A 17,518-nucleotide genomic window follows, 5' to 3' on the forward strand; every position below is an offset into this window, starting at 1 on the left:
GTTAGGAGCTAATTTACCTAAACAAATATTAAGAAGTTGCCAGTAATCCTAATTTTTCCTGTTCATTTGCCGCTTGAGATAAAATCCATTGACGGAAAGCAGCAATTTTTCCTAATTCAGCCTGACTATCTTGGCAAACTAAATAAAAGGCATTTTTACTGACAAGCACATCTTGAAAAGGCCTAACTAATCGACCTGATTCAATTTCACTGCGAGCCATAACATTATTAACTAATGCAACACCTTGTCCATGTACTGCAGCCTGTATCACCATAGAGCTATGGCTAAAGATAGGCCCTTGTTGCACATTAATCTGGTTTTGGATCTCCAATTGACGAACATAAGCTTGCCAATCACGACGCGATGTATCATGTAACAGTGTATGATAAATCAGATCGGACGGGGTTTTTAGTGGTTTTTCACCTGTCAGCAAAGAAGGAGCACAAACCGGAATTAAATATTCAGCGTAAAGACGATCTGTACGCAATCCAGTCCAGTTCCCGCGGCCATAAAAAATAGCCACATCCACATCATCAGCAAGCTTATCTTCTTCGCGATCAACCGCCTGAATACGAACATCAATCCCCGGATAAGCCTGATTAAACCCTGATAACCTCGGTACTAACCACTGAATAGCAAAACTCGGCGACAAGCTCACTGTTAAAGCCCCTTTTGCGCTTCGCGCAAGTAATTTTCTTGTCGCTTCATTAATTGAAGAGAAAATTTCTTTGATATCAAGATAATAACTTTGACCTTCTTCGGTCAGTAACAAAGAACGATTGCGTCTTCTAAATAATTTTAGTCCAAGAAATTCTTCTAATGTTTTAATTTGATGGCTAACCGCTGCTTGAGTCACGAATAATTCTTCAGCCGCTTTAGTAAAACTTAAATGACGTGCTGCCGAATCAAAAACTCTAAGGGCATTTAGTGGAGGTAAACGTTTAGACATATTCTGTTGTGAAACCCCTATTTTGGCTGTTGGTAAACCCTAACGTTAGTTATTAGTTTTTTTTATGCGAAGCATTATAATTTGTCCCTTGATGATTAGCCAGTAAATACCTATAGTACTCGCACTTCCTAAGCCGGAACGAAAAGTTGTGTAGTAGCAATACTGCAAAACTTTTGGCTTTGTGGTTGTGATGTTGTGTTTGCAAGTTGTCTGGAAATTCCAGACTTTGTAGCTGATGCTACTGTTTTTTTTCACTTCCTGTACATTTACCCTGTCTGTCCATAGTGATTTTATAATGCACCGCCAAGGCGGTGCTTTTTTTATATATAATTTTACTCTAACTTCGTAACGCTGACGGACTGCACATCCTATTTTTATGCTAAATGCGCACCTACTTAGCTATTATTATGCTAAAAAAGTGTAACATCTTTTCCCCATAGGCAATAACAGCGCTGAGTAGATAAACATCTATTCCATTTTCGATGCTATAAACAAGCTCACCTTTATCGTGTTACCATAAAAATCTATCGCAATTCACAGTAAACAAATTAGCAATTTCATTATAAATAAATATTATTAACCGTATAATCTCGCGGTTAGATTTTTACTTACTATAACGGCGTTTTCTAGACTGACTAACACAAGCTCATTATGAAACCATTTTCCCCTACTGTTTTTCGCCAACAATTTCCTGCTATTGAGGAAAATATTGTTTATCTTGATAGTGCGGCTACCGCATTAAAACCTGTAGCTATGATTGAAGCTTCAGATGAATTTTATCGCCATAGCTCAGCGACGGTTCACCGTAGCCAATATCAACAAGCTAAAAAGATGACACAACACTTTGAGCAAGCACGTCAGCAAGTCGCTCAATTACTTAACGTCGCAGATAGCGATACTATTATTTGGACGCAAGGCACCACAGGCTCACTTAATCTTATTGCTCAAGGCTATTTCCGCCCACGATTACAAGCCGGTGATGAAATTATTGTTAGCGAACAAGAGCATCACGCCAATCTTATTCCTTGGTTAATGTTAGCAGAGCAGACTGGGGCCAAAATTATTCGCTGGCCGATTGAAGATAACTTTTTACCTTCAATCGCCACACTGACGACATTACTTACGGCAAGAACAAGAGTAGTGGCAATAAGCCAAATGTCGAATATCACCGGTGCACAAATCGCCTTAGATAAAGTTTCTCAATGTGTACATCAATATGATGACTGTTTACTCGTGGTTGATGGTGCACAAGGCATAGCTCATCATGCAACGGATATCAGCGCCCTTGATATCGATTTTTATGCTTTCTCTGCCCATAAATTATATGGTCCCAATGGCCTTGGCGTATGTTATGGAAAGCGCGAACTTTTAGAAGTGATGTCTGCGTGGCAAGGGGGCGGAAAAATGTTAACCACGGCAAGCTTTAACGGTTTTGTACCCGCGGCTATTCCTCATCGCTTTGAAGCAGGCACCCCTAACATAGCTGCTGTAATTGCTTTTTCAGCAACATTAGATTGGTTACAAACGCAAGATATGGCGCAAGCCAATCAATACGCCTTAACTCTGGCAGATAAAGCACAGGCGCGTCTTGAGCAACTGGAGGGTTTTATCAGCTACCGCGCGCCTCATTCACCGGTACTCGCTTTTAATTTTGAGGGTATTCATCACAGTGATTTAGCGGCATTAATCGCGGAACAAGGTATTGCTTTACGCACAGGGCAACACTGCGCACAACCCTTAATCGATGCTTTAACCATCTCTGGCTGTTTACGCGCTTCTTTTATGCCATATAATCAACTTTCTGATATTGATAGGTTAGTTGATGCGGTTAAATTCGCACTGTCCTTATTAAAAGATGAAGATTAAATATGAATAATAATACACAACACCCTTTTGGTCATGACATTACCTTAGATGGATTATTTCAAGACTTCCAGAAATCTAAATCATGGGAAGATAAATATCGTCAATTGATCCAACTTTCAAGAAAATTACCCGCATTACCTGATGAATTAAAAACAACAGAAAACGAAATCAAAGGGTGCGAAAATAGAGTATGGCTAGGTGTTGAGTTAAACAATGACGGCAAATACCATATTTATGGTGATAGTGATGGGCGAATTGTAAAAGGCTTACTGGCGGTTATTTTAACAACAGTTGAGAATAAGACGGCACAAGAAATAGCCAATATCGATATATTAGCTATTTTTGAACAATTAGGATTGACTAATCAAATTAGCCAATCACGCACTGATGGTGTCAATGCCATTATTGCGCGATTAACGTCGCTGACACAGACATCTCAACCCTAACAAGTCAATGTGTATAGCTTGTTGTATGGTGGATCAATACGCTTAAATGCTCCAAAGTGCAACTAGGTGACTAGTGCGATTGAGCACCATCAACAACGCGACAACTTGAAGTATGACGAGTACGTTGCGCCTTAGCTAACATCTTCTTTAATACATGAGAAACGGCAATAAAACCAAAGGAAGCGGTAACCATTGTCACCGCGCCAAAACCCGCTGAGCAGTCCATACGCTTGACACCATCGGCAGTACTTTTGGCCGCACACACCGTACCATCTCCTTGAGGGTAGACTAATTGCTCGGTTGAAAAAACACAATCTATGCCTAATTTACCTTTGCTATTTTTCACAACATTAAAATCAGATTTTAAACGCTCACGTAATTTAGCGGCTAATGGATCTTGAATGGTTTTCGCTAAATCGACGACTTGGATTTGAGTTGGATCAATCTGTCCGCCTGCGCCACCAGTGGTGATAACAGGAATTTTATAGCGACGACAGTAAGCTAATAATGCGGCCTTTGGTCTAACACTATCAATAGCATCAATCACATAATCAAATGAGTTTTGCATCATTTCTGCCACATTATCAACCGTAACAAAATCATCAACACAAGTAACTTTGCATTCAGGATTAATTTGCAAAATTCGCTGCTTCATCACTTCACATTTAGGCTGGCCGACATGCTCTTTTAGCGCATGAATTTGTCGATTGGTATTGGTGACACACACATCATCCATATCAATTAACGTAATAGCGCCGATCCCACTGCGAGCTAAGGCTTCTGCAGCCCAGCTACCAACGCCACCAATGCCGACAACACAAATATGTGCCTGAGAAAAATAATACAGCGCTTGTTGTCCATAAAGACGGCCAATACCAGAAAAGCGTTGCAGATAGGAGTCTGATAATGAATTTTGCATAATGCGATAACAACCTAGATAGCAGAAATAATCATGGCTATTGTTAATCAATAGCCATGGCGTTTGCTCATTTTACCGTTAATATGACAATATAAATAGTCAATCGTTTTACTGTATGGGGTTCAGTAAGGTGGGTTGCGATTTTTTTAATACCCATACACGTCCATAATGATTATAAAAACCCGCCATTTGTCCGGCTTCTTTACCAATACCATGATAAATATCGAAATGATGTCCTTTAATGGCTCCCCCCACATCCAAAGCAACCATTAAACGCATTTGGTATTGTCCAGTAAACTTACCGGTATTATCTAAAATAGGGATTTCCGCTAATAATACGGTTCCTGCGGGGATAATACTTCTATCAGAAGCCACTGACGCTTTAGCAATCAGCGGAATAGCACTTGCCCCTCTTACTGGCGTAAAAGGTTCAGGTTTAAAGAAAACGAAAGAGGGGTTCTGTTCTAATAATTTTCTGACTTCTTGTTCACTATGCTTATCAGCCCACTCTCTAATTGCCAACATTGACATCGCTTCTTTTTCAACTTCACCATTATCAATCAGCACTTTACCAATACTGCGGTAGGGATGACCATTTTTCCCAGCATAACCAAAGAAGGTTAAAGGTTTACCATCACCATAATCGACATAGCCACTGCCTTGCACTTCCATCATAAAGTTATCCATGATGGAGTTACTATAAGCGGCAATTAAAGTGGGACTTAAAGCACCGTTATAGATAGCCGCTCGTGAAGGCAATTTACCACGCACTTTGGCTGGCATGCGGTAGAGCGGATATTTAAAGTCACCTTGTGGCGTTAAACGTGCTTCTAAAACAGGGGTATAATATCCGGTAAATTTTACATTCCCATAATTATCTTCCCCTTCCATTTGAAAGGCTGCGATATTAAATTGACGTAATTGACGCGTATCTGCCCCTGAGCGTAACCAATTTTCCACTGCTTGATAAGTATCTTGATTACTATTGTATAGACGTGAAGATGTTTGATTTATTTGGTTAATTTGTTCAAGGTAATCTGAACCATTAATGGGCTTGCCTTGCGTATTTGGCGAGTTAACTTCAATAAGATCTTGCTTAAGCTTACCATCTTTATACTGTTGTCCCTGATCTGTTGGACGATGGCAGCCTGTTAAGGCAAGCGCTAATATCCCCAAAAGAAACGATTTTCGCCAAGTAACCATTTTTTACTTATATTCCTACTTTAAAAAGAGTTGATGACAAGAAAGATACCAAAGCCAAATCAAGAAAGATATCGATACAGAAGTGGTTGCAGTTTTTTTAATTATCGGCTTCACCATTTAGTGTGTTATCTAAAGTATAACTGTCTAAAATTACACCTCTGTGTATTATTTCTGACCGTTTTTAAAAGAAAATGGCAAAAATTACATAAAAAACTTGCAAGTTATCAGATCCTGAGTATAGTGCCCCTCTGTGGAGACGCGGGGTGGAGCAGCTTGGTAGCTCGTCGGGCTCATAACCCGAAGGTCGTTGGTTCAAATCCGGCCCCCGCAACCAATTCACAACATATGCAGTAAGTTAAAATTTATAGATTCAGTCGCGGGATGGAGCAGTCTGGTAGCTCGTCGGGCTCATAACCCGAAGGTCGTTGGTTCAAATCCGGCTCCCGCAACCAATTTCTATAAATGTTTTCGGACGCGGGGTGGAGCAGCATGGTAGCTCGTCGGGCTCATAACCCGAAGGTCGTTGGTTCAAATCCGGCCCCCGCAACCAATCCTTTCCTAATTTTATTTTCTACAAATTCCCATTAAATACTCTCTTAATCCCTACTCTATTTACAATAACCAATATACTCCCTGTTACTGAGTTATGATTTAACTTATTGGGTAAAAAATAATAAGTTGTTACCTCTAGTAGAAAATAACTATTTATTTCCCACTAGAAGTCTCAAAAATAAGTTGTAGTTGTATAGCGAGATCAGCCTCGATCAGCTAATGTCAGTTCACCACCATTAGCAAAATAGGCTTTAATACCTTTGAAAATAGATTCAGCAACTTGTTGCTGGAATTTAGCCGTTTTGAGCTTTCGCTCTTCTTCAATATTACTAATAAAAGCCGTCTCTACTAAAATAGAAGGGATCTCAGGGGCTTTTAAAACCGCAAATCCGGCTTGATCGACCTTATTTTTATGTAGCTTATTCACGCCACCTAATAATTTTAATACCTCACTACCAAATTTTAGGCTGTCATTAATTGTCGCGGTCTGTACTAAATCAAGCATTGCGTGATCAACATAGCGATCACCACTTCGACTCACCCCACCAATTAAATCCGCTTCATTTTGGGTTTGAGCTAGGTAACGTGCGGTATTACTTGTTGCGCCTGTTTTGGATAGCGCGAAAACAGAAGAGCCTCTAGCCGAGCGATTGGTAAATGCATCTGCATGAATAGAGACAAAGAGATCAGCCTGCATTTTACGCGCTTTCGCTACTCGCACTTTTAAGGGGATAAACACATCCTCATTACGCGTCATATAAGCTTTCATTTTGGCATCTTTATCAATCAAAGCTCTTAAGCGACGGGCAATTTGTAGTACAACATCTTTCTCACGAGTTTTATATTTCCCCATCGCTCCCGGATCTTCACCACCATGGCCGGGGTCAATCATGATAATAATCGGCCTATCTCGTCCTGCTCTTCCGGGCTTACGCGTATCCGTTTGTTCAGGCACTGCTTGTTGTAAATCCCCTTCGTTATATTCACGCAATAGCGCTAATAGCGGATCATCTTCACTCGTCGCCGCATGGCTTGGATAGAAATCGAGCACTAAGCGATTTTTAAATTCAGCAACGGGTTTTAAAGTAAACATTTGTGGCTGAACGGGGGTTTTAATTTCAAACACTAAACGAACCGTAGTTGGGGTATTTTGACCGACACGAATAAGTTTTAAGTAAGGATCGTTTGTTTGCACTTGACTAGCCATACCTTTCAGAACGCTATTCAGTTGGATACCTTCAAGATCAACCACAATTCTATCTGGTGCTGATAACGCAAACTGGCGATATTTCAAGGGTCTACTTGATTCGATAGTCACACGTGTATAAGTCGATGCAGGCCATACCCTGACGGCAACCACTGATGATGTTGCCGCTAAGCCAACAGGACTAACACTTAATAACAATAACGCGCCAATTCCTTTAATAAGACGACGACGTGTTTGATTATGTTCTGAATGACTCATGAAAATATTCCAAAAAAAACGATTAACATCAAAAAGTGCTAAAACAGACGGTCAAAAAATATCTGAACGAAAAACTTTACCGAATCCACACTTCACTGTCACTTAAAAACAGCACAATTACACACTTTTATACAAATATTCTGCCTTCTGTTAAAACAGTAAGATCGGATTTTACTTGCCATTTCCGCTCAAAAAGAATAAAAATACATTAAATGCGAATAAAAATTCACCTGAGAGGGGCTTTATGAAAGAGCGTAGCACCGAATTGGTCGATGGTTTTCGACACTCGGTTCCGTATATTAATGCACATAGAGGTAAAACATTTGTCATTATGCTAGGGGGAGAAGCAATAGCCCATGAGAACTTTCCCTCTATCATTAACGATATTGGTTTATTGCATAGTTTAGGAATACGGTTAGTGGTGGTTTATGGCGCTAGACCACAAATCGATGTGGCTCTTGAAGAGCAAAAAATTTCTCCGCTCTATCATAAACACACACGAATTACTGATAGTAAAACCCTTGAAGTAGTTAAACAATCTGCCGGTACTTTACAACTCGATATTACTGCTCGTTTATCAATGAGTTTAAGTAATACGCCCTTACAAGGAGCGCATATTAATGTGGTTAGCGGTAATTTTGTCATTGCCCAACCTTTAGGTGTCGATGATGGGGTTGATTATTGCCATAGCGGTAAAATTCGCCGTATTGATGAAGAAGCCATTCATCGTCAGTTAGATAACCATGCCATTGTGTTAATTGGCCCTGTTGCCGTCTCTGTTACAGGGGAAAGTTTTAATTTAACCTCTGAAGAGGTCGCAACCCAGCTAGCTATCAAACTTAAAGCACAAAAGCTTATTGGCTTTTGCTCTTCGCAAGGGGTTGTAGATGCAAGTGGCCAGATTGTGTCTGAACTCTTACCTAATCAAGCAGAAGAACGAATTCAAGCATTACAAACTACAGGCGATTATCACTCAGGTACTGTACGTTTTTTACGAGGTGCGGTAACAGCCTGCCGTCGTGGTGTTGAGCGTAGCCATTTATTAAGCTATCAAGCGGATGGTGCCATTGTTCAAGAGTTATTTTCTCGTGACGGTATTGGTACGCAGATTGTGATGGAAAGTGCCGAGAAAGTCCGTCGCGCCAATATTAATGATATTGGTGGCATATTAGAGCTTATTCGTCCATTAGAGCAACAAGGCATTTTAGTGCGTCGCTCAAGAGAGCAACTTGAGATGGAAATTGATCAATTCACTATTATTGAGCGCGATAATCTCACCATTGCTTGTGCTGCCCTCTATCCTTATCAGTCTGAAAAAATAGGTGAAATGGCCTGTGTCGCCGTTCATCCTGATTATCGTAGCTCTTGTCGAGGTGAAGTGTTGTTACAACGCATATCAACCCAAGCTAAACAGATGGGGTTAGATAAATTATTTGTGCTCACGACTCGTAGTATTCATTGGTTCCAAGAAAAAGGCTTTACGCCTGCTGAAATCGATAAATTACCTATTGAAAAACAGGCTCTGTATAATTATCAGCGTCGCTCTAAGATCTTAATTTTAGATCTACATAAAGAGTAGTTTTATTAATAAAGTAAAAAAGACAGGCTCCCCCTCTCAAAGCCTGTCTTTTGCTATTTACTATAATAATATTAATTCGTATTAACTTAAAAAATCACTCAGTAACGCAGTTTTTCAACTAATCCACTGCGGCGTTGAATACGTGTCTGGATCGCCATTTTCACCATATATTCAGAAGAATAAAGTGATAGCTTCTGCTTGGCTCGCGTTATCGCCGTATAGAGTAATTCTCGGCTAACAATAGGAGAAAATTGTGTTGGCAACACCAGTGCCGTATGGGTAAATTCCGAACCTTGTGATTTATGTACTGTCATCACATAAGCAGTCTCATGTTGCGGTAAACGACTAGGTTGGATAGCTTTCAATGTGCCATCAGGCAACTGAAAGAAAGCTTTCATTTCTCCTTCATCGTTATTAAGCATAATGCCGATATCACCATTAAATAGCCCCAATGTGCTGTCATTACGCTGGATCATAATTGGTCGTCCAATATACTCCCGCTGATAACTATTTATAGGTCGTCGTATCAAGCGTTGGCGATGTAACAGCATCTCAATACGTTCATTTAGTCCTGTGACACCAAAAGGCCCTTCTCGCAAAGCGCACAATAAACGATATTGATTAAAGCTATGAAGAATAGTCTCTGGTGCTGCTTTTTGCGCGACTAACGATAGATAGTGATGATAAGCCTTAGCAACATCTTGAAGCATCTTCATATAGCTCTCATCGGTGTCTAATGAGATAAATTCGATGTCCTGCGGATCGGTATGTTTTTCTCGCTCAGTGCTCTCTTGTGTTACTGTCGCTTTTTTCAGTAACGTCATAGCACTCTTCACTTGTCCTTGATTAACCGCAAAAGCTAATTGACCAATACCTGAATGTGAGCCAAAACGATAACTTTTACGCAGTAAACATAGTGAATCACTGACCACCGAAACTGGCGTAGTAGAAGTCGTCATAGAAGCGGGATCTTTCTGTAATTCACCTTGTGTTAAGCGATCAATCTGCTCAAAACGGCGTTGGCTAAACCCCTGATCCGCAAAACGACAAATATCCCCTAAAACGGCTCCTGCCTCTACCGAAGCGAGCTGATCTTTATCTCCCAGAAAAATAACATGGCAATGTTCCGGTAAGGCCTCAATTAAACGCGCCATCATCGGTAAATCCACCATAGAAGCTTCATCTATAACCAAGATATCAAGTTGTAGCGGATTATCGCGATGATAACGAACTTGCTGACTTTCCGGTTGGGCACCTAATAAGCGATGAATGGTTTGCGCTTGATCGGGCATCCATTTTAACTCTTCTTCACTTAGTGCCAATTGCGCTAATGCTTTACCTAATGATTCGGTCAATCTAGCTGCCGCTTTTCCCGTGGGTGCGGCTAGTTGAATAATGGGTTTTTCATTCGCCGTTAGCATGACAAAAGCAGCTAAAATCTTTGCTACTGTCGTGGTTTTCCCTGTTCCTGGGCCACCCGAAATAATCGAAATAGAGCTTGTAATAGCAACCGCTGCGGCGACTTTTTGCCAGTTAGTTTCAGCATGTGTTTTAACGCTTGGGAAAAGTTGATTTAATACGTTTGTTAATTGATTTTCATCGATATCAACCACCCGTTGCTCTTGGCGAAAAAATTGCGCAATTTGCTCTTCATAACGCCACATTCTTTGTAGATAAAGTAATCCGTTATCGAGAATAATAGGTGAAGGTAAGTCACTATGGCCTTGATTAACACACTCGCTCTGATTAAGCTCTGCCAGTATTTCTTTCGCTGATGGTTGCGCCATTTCCTGCCAAATGGCTTGTGAAAGCTCGGTGTGTCGCCCATCAAACAATTTATCTTGTTGTATGATATTTAACGGTAAGCAAACATGGCCCGCCCCTGTTTGAGCACTGAGATAGGCAAAAATAAACAGTAGGATAGGATTTTCATCTGCCACCAGCATTTGAGCAAAACGTAAATCTAACGGGCGCAATAGGTTTTGTGCAATTGCTTGTTCTAATAATTTAATCATTTGAATTGTTCTCACCCAGCACGTTCACTTTACTGCCGTTAACCTCAAGCGCTTCCCCTTTAAATAGCGCATCTAATGCTTCTACAAACTTTTCTTCAGGTAGATAGGTATAGACGCCATTGCCCGGGTAGTCAGTATCAATGCCACGTAAGAAGAGATAGCAGATCCCACCAAAATGACGTTGGTAATCATAATCAGGTAAGCGTTGTTGTAAAAATCGATGTAGCGCTAAAGTATAGAGTTGATACTGTAAATCATAACGATGATCGCGCATTGCATTGCTCATCGCCTCTTGCGTGTAATCCTCACTCGATTCACCAAGCCAGTTAGATTTATAGTCAACCACATAATACTTGCCCTCCCAACAAAATACTAAGTCAATAAAACCTTTTAGCATGCCTTGCACTTGCTGAAAATTGAGGGCTGGACATTGCGCAGATAAAGGATCGTATTGACGGGTTAATTCTGTTAACTGTGCCGCCGACATCTCCTTTTCAATAGGCAGATAGAATTGTAGCTCATCGAGTTGATGCTCCTTAGGAATATCAGCTAAACATAAGCCTTGCGCATTTAATGGGGTGTGAAAAAGGGTTTCCATCCAAGCCACCAACAATGGCGTCCATTTTTCCTCAAAACCTTGGGCAATAAGTTGCTCTTGCATCCAACTTTCATCAATAGGCTGTGAAAAATCAAGCTCTTCAAGCAAACTATGTAAAAATGTCCCCGCGACTGCACCACGAGGGAAGTGATGAATAGAGAGTTCATCGCTGTGTTGCGCTGTTTTCTCACCTTTAGCATCGGTATCTAAGCCCGGTGCGATAGATTGTACCAAGGCATCCAAATCAGCACTATCAAATAGATATCCACGAGCAGAGTGTTGTGCCGTTAATCCCGAATAACTGGTGATACGCCAATTATCATTAATTTTTCGCTTAAATATGGCGGCATCTAAAGCAATATCCGTTGTATGTGGAGATTGATATCGATGCGTTGAGGTATCACCTAACGTGATCACTTTTATATTGTCATCAAGCAATTGATTAATGGATTGATGTAATAGCTCACTATTACCCTCTTCCCCATGCTGCAACAGATATCCCAGCGCATTTTTATGCAAATCAGTTAATCCTGACTTACGTTTATTTCCTTTAACCAAAGGCGCAACACCAACATAACAACAAAATTTCGCCCGAGTTAATGCCACATACAACAAGCGTAAATCCTCTGCCAGTCGCTCTTCATCAGCAAGACGCACGCTATCAGGTTGATTAAAAATATCTAATTTTGCGTAAAATTCATCTCTATCATGATAAAGCGCGCCCTTTTGTTCTTGATAATTACAGGCAAAAGGTAGGCAAACAATGGGATATTCCAATCCTTTAGATTTGTGAATGGTACAAATTTGCACCAGATTTTTATCACTTTCCAAACGCATTTGCTGACTTTCCGCTTGTGCATCTGGTCGAGAAATTTGCTGGGCTAACCAACGAATAAGGGCGTGCTCGCTATCAAGCTGTAATGATGTTTCTTGTAGCAACTCGCCAATATGCATGATATCGGTTAAACGTCGTTCTCCTGCTTGGCTTGCGAGTAAGTTCTCAGCGATTTGGTTTTCTATCATGACTTTACGTAGCATAGGTAACACACCACGTTTTTGCCACAAGACAAAATAATCAGAGAATTGCTCCACATAGCGGTTCCAACGCTGTTCATCTTGATTAAGTTCGTCAATTTGTTGTGCGTTAAATCCAAACAGTGCACTGGCAAGAGACGCTCTTAACACCCGTTCTTTTTCAGGGGTTACCACTGCTTGTAGTAACCAAAGTAGATCTTTGGCTTCATTGGTTTCAAACACACTTTCTCTATTGGATAAAAATACTGATTGGATAGATAACAGATCTAATGCATCTCTGATCAATAATGCTTCTCGGCGACTACGCACTAGCACCACAATATCGGCAGATGTGACAGCTCTTTTATTATCTTGTTCGATTAACCAAGCTTGTTGATTGTCACCAGCTGATAACCAGTCACGAATTTGCATCGCACATTGCGAGGCCATTAATTGTTCATAATTACCAGTTGAAAGGCTTTCACCTTCAGCTAACCAAAAATTTAATGGGGCAACCGTTTTTTGCTGGTAAATAAACTTCATATGCTGATTTTTTTCAGCCGAATTGACCTCAATAAAAGGAATATGATCAAACAAAAAAGGGGTTTTAGAACGTAAAAACAGTTTATTAACTGCACTTACCATACCCGGAGCCGAGCGCCAGTTAGTATTCAATGTATAGTGGTGATCGGTTTGTTGCCGTGCCCGAATATAGGTAAAGATATCTGCACCACGAAATGCGTAAATGGCTTGTTTGGGATCACCAATAAATAGCAAACCACTCTCTGTATGCTCACCATAGATAGTATCAAAAATACGATACTGCTGAGGATCGGTATCCTGAAATTCGTCAATCATCGCAACAGGATAACGTTGGCGAATAGCATCTGCTAATGCTTCGCCACCTTCTCGTTGCAATGCCTTATCGAGACGCGTTAACAGATCATCAAATCCCAACTCACCACGACGCATTTTTTCATTTTCTATCCCTTGGCGTATTTCAGGAATGGCATTAGCAATGATCACATCACGTAACGTTAAACTTTGTTGGCAAAGTAGTTCGATTTCCGCAAATAAAGCGTGCTCAGGCGCAGCACCCTTTGTAGTTTTTTCATGTAGGGTTGCTTGCGAAAAACGACTTAAACAGTCAGGTAACTGATAACTTTTAGTTTCGAGTGGAGTGGCCCATGCGGTGATTTCATCGATCCATTTAGGTAAGAAACGACTACTGTAACTGCGTTTATCAACACCAGATGAAGTTATCCAATCTGCAATTTCATTGCAATGATGACGCCATAGTGTTTTAACTTTATCAATAGCCTCAATGACTGCTTGATGACGCTGTTCAACAGTCTCTTTTTTAGCGTCGAAATCAATACCTTGAATTTCGGGGCATTCACCTTGTAAATAGGGTTGAATTTCATACAGCAGTTGCTCAGGGCCAGACCAAATTTCGCTTACCGCATAGGCAACATCATAAGAAAGGGGATAACAGTGCCTGCGCCAAAAATCAGCGCAAACACGTTTTTTTAACTCATACTCATCTTGGATCAACACCTGTTCAAACAATACACCAGATTCAAAGGCGTTAGTGGCTAACATGCGCTGACAAAAACCATGAATAGTATAAATGGCGGCTTCATCCATTTGACGCTCAGCTTCTAATAGCCATTGCGCCGCCACCATTTTATTCGGGATTTGATCTAATAATATTTGGTAAGCGTTATTGTCATTTTCTACTTGATGACGGATACAGGCTAGCCTTAACTGATGAATATTTTGACGAATACGGGCGCGTAATTCATCCGTTGCCGCTTCGGTAAAAGTAACGACTAAGATCTCTTCAACACTTAAGGGGCGATGAAATGCTGACTCGCCCCCTAATCCAAGCAGTAATCGTAAATACAATAACCCTATAGTGTACGTTTTCCCTGTTCCCGCAGACGCCTCAATGAGGCGTCTTTGATACAAAGGAAGTGTATAGGGATCTAATACCTGTGCCTGTATCACTTCACTCACTCTTTAATTTCCTCAACAGGTAATGTTTTTTGTAATTCACTCACGGTTGAATAGATTTTCCACTGTTTATTTTGCGCATAATCAGCGTTGTTACCCTCTTTCCCGATTATTTGTGAAACAAACACGAGTCCTGTCGGTTTAATTATCGCTTTTTCATAAAATTCGATTGCTTGTTTTAGCGTTACCTTATTCAGTTGGGCTAAAAACTTCTCACGACCATCATATTTTAAGTTATTACGATAGAAATCATTACGATAAAGAGAAACCTCTTCATAAAATGTTTGCGGTGGTTGTTTTACTTCATCAATAATGGCTTTTTTATATTGATTAAATTCAGCTTCACTTAGCTTTTTCAAGCGATCATAAGCTTGTTGATAAAATGCATGATAGCGCTCATTGAGATAAACAGGTGGTTTAGCATTACTTTGCAGTAAAAAGCCTAAACCGGACTGCTCACCCATTGAAGCTTGGAAAGCAAAGACCGCATAACCTAATTGCTCTTCTGTTCTGAGTTGTTCAAAGAACCAAGGATGCACGATAGAGGATAATACTGATGTAATTGCTTTTCCTTGTAGACGCTCATAGCCAACAGGGATAAACAATTCACCTAGCGCATTATCGGTGCTTTTAGATTTATTTTGGAATGTAACTTGATTTAATTTATCAAAAACTAATGTGTCGCCAATCCAATATTCTGTTCCTTTATTACCTAATAATGCCTGTGCCGATTTAACTATCTCACGGCTCTGCTCTGGCGTTAAATTACCGATAATTAATGCTTGAAGCGCTGCATTTTCAATGACATCACGACGATTATCTTTAATATCTTGTAACGTTATCGACTCTAACGCCTTAAGTTTATCGGCTTCTTCATAATAAGGGATCGTATTTAAGCGACGGGCAGGTAACATTGCAGCATCATACGCTTTAAGGTTATGCGTCACTTCCAGTTGTTCACGATACCAAGATTTAGCTTGATCAAGCTCTTGCTGAGTAGCTTCAAACGTTATATAGCTTTTTAGTGTGGCATTCACTAGCTCTGGTAAATGTTGAGTATAACCATTGACTGAGAAATCGACTCCACGCCCAGAAGAAGAGGAGATATTCATGCCGGCAACAGAAGCTTGATAAGCCAGTTCACTAGAGGTTAGATCAGCAAGGTAATTGGTCAATGTTTGTATAACTTGCTGTTTAACTGTGCGATCTGCATTTTTATTCACTAAACTTAACGTCACACTGGCTTTCGGCTCATCAGAAAAATAGTGCGATGGCATATAGAATAACCGAGCATGACTGTCTTGCCATAATAGTTGAGGCTTAGTGATGTTACTATCAGCATCAATAAGTGACAGATTATCAGGAATATAAGGGTTTAGTGTCGGTAATGACAATGAGATGTCGCTGGCTAATTCCTGCCATGAAGCTAATTGCTTCGCAGTAATTTTATCCACTTGATAAGGTGCATGAACAAAATAAGCTTGCTTATTTGAAGGCTCATTAGGGCTAATCACCCAAATACGCGCATTTTCTGGTGTAAGCGATCCTAGACGAGAAAGGATCGCAGAAGGTTGATAGTCATCGGCAATAAAATCTGCATTAAGAATATTTTTAATCGGATAACGCAGCATCATATCGGAGATATCTTCAATATAGTTCATATCTCTAACAATAGAGCCATAGCGGAATGAGAGGTCAAGCACATTGGCTATTTCTTTAAAATAGCGCTCACTGACCCCTTTATTTTGGATCAGTTGAATATAAGAAAATATCGCTGAAATAACTTTATCTTTCTCAGCAAGGCCTTTGTCTGTTAAAGAAACATAAATGGTAAATGAACCTTGATTGCGATCGATATAGGATTCAGATGAAGCACTAATATTCTCTGCTAATCCTTGCTCTTGTAACCAAGTTGCTAGTGTTCCCGTGCTACGATTGCTAATAAGGTAGCCAATATATTCATCTGATTTACTGCGAAAATCGGCAAGATTATTATCAATACCAAATTCGATTTGTAAGGTTTTTTGTGGCTGAGCTGGGACTAAGTGGATCATTATCCCTTTTTCTTTTTCTGTCATCGCAGGCACCGTCGTTACTGGTGCTTGGGTGTTTTTATTAGGAATACGGGAAAAAGTATCAGCCGCTAATTTAGCGAGTTCGTCCAGTGATTTATTACTATAAATCACCCCATTCATTAAGTTACCAGAATAGTATGTTTGATAGAATTTCACTAATTCATCTTGTAATTTACTCTCTGGCTTATCACTTAATGTTTCTAAGTTTCCTCCCATAAAACGAGAGCTTGGATGAGCCGGATTCAAGGTTTCAGCTCTCACTTGCCAAAAACGCATTCCATCGCGGGAGCGAGCCATGGTTAATTCCGCATTAACCGCATTACGTTCACGATCAGCATATTTAGGATCAAGTAATGGCTCCGCTAATGCATCTGCCAAGCGATCAACTGCTTCATTAATGGCACTATTTTCAACTTCTAAATAAAATGCGGTGCGGTAAGTGGTTGTGCTGGCGTTATGAGAGCCACCATTTTTATTTAAAAACTCTGTCAGATCCCCTGATTTTGGGTATTTGGTCGAGCCCATTAACACCATATGTTCTAAATAGTGGGCAAGACCTTGTTGGCTATCTGGATCTTCTAATGCACCGACAGGCAGAGCAACGGCGGTTAATGATTTGACCGCTTTTTTATCTGAAACCAGTAATACGGTCATATCATTAGCTAATTTAATAGCCTGATAATCACGTGGATCACTTTCACTTTTTTCAATGCTATCCGGCAATACTTGCCAAAGTGGATCTGTTGCGAAGCTGTTGATACTGACTAGCATCAATAGCAACATAATCCAAAGTTGCGATAAGTATTTTCTCATCTGATATG

General features: G+C 40.3%; 10 protein-coding genes and 3 tRNA genes. 6 read left to right on the forward strand and 7 right to left on the reverse strand.

What is annotated here, in order from left to right; translation table 11 throughout:
- Nucleotides 1-28: 28 nt before the first annotated feature.
- A complete protein-coding gene (locus PMI_RS11365) occupies nt 29-949 on the reverse strand; it encodes a transcriptional regulator GcvA (protein WP_004245498.1) in 921 nt (306 codons plus the stop codon).
- Nucleotides 950-1,600: 651 nt separating this feature from the next.
- On the opposite strand from PMI_RS11365, the gene csdA reads away from it, so the two are divergent.
- Together csdA and csdE are read left to right on the forward strand one after the other, a co-directional pair.
- Entirely contained in the window at nt 1,601-2,815 is a 1,215-nt protein-coding gene (gene csdA / locus PMI_RS11370) for a cysteine desulfurase CsdA (RefSeq protein ID WP_012368309.1), read from the forward strand.
- A gap of 2 nt (nt 2,816-2,817) precedes the next feature.
- Nucleotides 2,818-3,261 carry a cysteine desulfurase sulfur acceptor subunit CsdE gene (csdE, locus tag PMI_RS11375; RefSeq protein WP_012368310.1) on the forward strand — a complete coding sequence of 148 codons (444 nt, stop codon included), beginning with the start codon at nt 2,818-2,820 and terminating at the stop codon, nt 3,259-3,261.
- Between the two features lie 70 nt (nt 3,262-3,331).
- Here csdE and tcdA read toward each other — a convergent pair whose 3' ends face one another.
- Nucleotides 3,332-4,180, reverse strand: a complete 849-nt coding sequence (tcdA, locus tag PMI_RS11380; protein ID WP_012368311.1) for a tRNA cyclic N6-threonylcarbamoyladenosine(37) synthase TcdA — start codon at nt 4,178-4,180, stop codon at nt 3,332-3,334.
- Nucleotides 4,181-4,288: 108 nt separating this feature from the next.
- The gene (mltA, locus tag PMI_RS11385) at nt 4,289-5,383 is read right to left on the reverse strand and encodes a murein transglycosylase A (protein WP_012368312.1); all 1,095 of its coding nucleotides are present in this window, start codon (nt 5,381-5,383) and stop codon (nt 4,289-4,291) included.
- A gap of 257 nt (nt 5,384-5,640) precedes the next feature.
- Between mltA and PMI_RS11390 the strand changes: the two genes are divergently transcribed.
- The 3 genes from PMI_RS11390 (at nt 5,641) to PMI_RS11400 (ending at nt 5,933) form a co-directional block, all read left to right on the forward strand.
- Nucleotides 5,641-5,717: transfer RNA gene (locus PMI_RS11390), tRNA-Met, on the forward strand.
- A gap of 41 nt (nt 5,718-5,758) precedes the next feature.
- Nucleotides 5,759-5,835, forward strand: a tRNA-Met gene (locus PMI_RS11395).
- A 21-nt stretch (nt 5,836-5,856) separates the two neighbouring features.
- Nucleotides 5,857-5,933, forward strand: a tRNA-Met gene (locus PMI_RS11400).
- A 204-nt stretch (nt 5,934-6,137) separates the two neighbouring features.
- Here PMI_RS11400 and amiC read toward each other — a convergent pair.
- Complete coding sequence (amiC, locus tag PMI_RS11405) at nt 6,138-7,400, reverse strand: N-acetylmuramoyl-L-alanine amidase AmiC (protein WP_004245505.1); 1,263 nt, start codon at nt 7,398-7,400, stop codon at nt 6,138-6,140.
- A 244-nt stretch (nt 7,401-7,644) separates the two neighbouring features.
- Here amiC and argA point away from each other — a divergent pair, with 244 nt between their 5' ends.
- Nucleotides 7,645-8,979 carry an amino-acid N-acetyltransferase gene (argA, locus tag PMI_RS11410; protein WP_004249500.1) on the forward strand — a complete coding sequence of 445 codons (1,335 nt, stop codon included), beginning with the start codon at nt 7,645-7,647 and terminating at the stop codon, nt 8,977-8,979.
- A 98-nt stretch (nt 8,980-9,077) separates the two neighbouring features.
- On the opposite strand, the gene recD is transcribed toward argA, so the two are convergent.
- Genes recD through ptrA form a run of 3 tightly spaced genes read right to left on the reverse strand, consistent with a single transcriptional unit; the run spans nt 9,078 to nt 17,510 of the window.
- On the reverse strand, nt 9,078-10,994 hold the full coding sequence (gene recD / locus PMI_RS11415) for an exodeoxyribonuclease V subunit alpha (protein WP_012368313.1): 1,917 nt from the start codon (nt 10,992-10,994) through the stop codon (nt 9,078-9,080).
- Nucleotides 10,987-14,625 carry an exodeoxyribonuclease V subunit beta gene (gene recB, locus PMI_RS11420; RefSeq protein WP_012368314.1) on the reverse strand — a complete coding sequence of 1,213 codons (3,639 nt, stop codon included), beginning with the start codon at nt 14,623-14,625 and terminating at the stop codon, nt 10,987-10,989. Before recB ends, recD begins: the two co-directional genes overlap by 8 nt.
- Nucleotides 14,622-17,510 carry a pitrilysin gene (gene ptrA / locus PMI_RS11425; RefSeq protein ID WP_012368315.1) on the reverse strand — a complete coding sequence of 963 codons (2,889 nt, stop codon included), beginning with the start codon at nt 17,508-17,510 and terminating at the stop codon, nt 14,622-14,624. Before ptrA ends, recB begins: the two co-directional genes overlap by 4 nt.
- Nucleotides 17,511-17,518: the final 8 nt, after the last annotated feature.

This window comes from Proteus mirabilis HI4320 (assembly GCF_000069965.1).
GTDB classification, from domain to species: Bacteria; Pseudomonadota; Gammaproteobacteria; order Enterobacterales; family Enterobacteriaceae; genus Proteus; species Proteus mirabilis.

What these genes read in the sequence shown, in the direction of transcription:
- recD (WP_012368313.1), bottom strand. Translation starts at nt 10,994, where the DNA reads ATGATTAAATTATTAGAACAAGCAATTGCACAAAACCTATTGCGCCCG.
- csdA (WP_012368309.1), top strand. Translation starts at nt 1,601, where the DNA reads ATGAAACCATTTTCCCCTACTGTTTTTCGCCAACAATTTCCTGCTATT.
- argA (WP_004249500.1), top strand. Translation starts at nt 7,645, where the DNA reads ATGAAAGAGCGTAGCACCGAATTGGTCGATGGTTTTCGACACTCGGTT.
- ptrA (WP_012368315.1), bottom strand. Translation starts at nt 17,510, where the DNA reads ATGAGAAAATACTTATCGCAACTTTGGATTATGTTGCTATTGATGCTA.
- tcdA (WP_012368311.1), bottom strand. Translation starts at nt 4,180, where the DNA reads ATGCAAAATTCATTATCAGACTCCTATCTGCAACGCTTTTCTGGTATT.
- amiC (WP_004245505.1), bottom strand. Translation starts at nt 7,400, where the DNA reads ATGAGTCATTCAGAACATAATCAAACACGTCGTCGTCTTATTAAAGGA.
- mltA (WP_012368312.1), bottom strand. Translation starts at nt 5,383, where the DNA reads ATGGTTACTTGGCGAAAATCGTTTCTTTTGGGGATATTAGCGCTTGCC.
- PMI_RS11365 (WP_004245498.1), bottom strand. Translation starts at nt 949, where the DNA reads ATGTCTAAACGTTTACCTCCACTAAATGCCCTTAGAGTTTTTGATTCG.
- csdE (WP_012368310.1), top strand. Translation starts at nt 2,818, where the DNA reads ATGAATAATAATACACAACACCCTTTTGGTCATGACATTACCTTAGAT.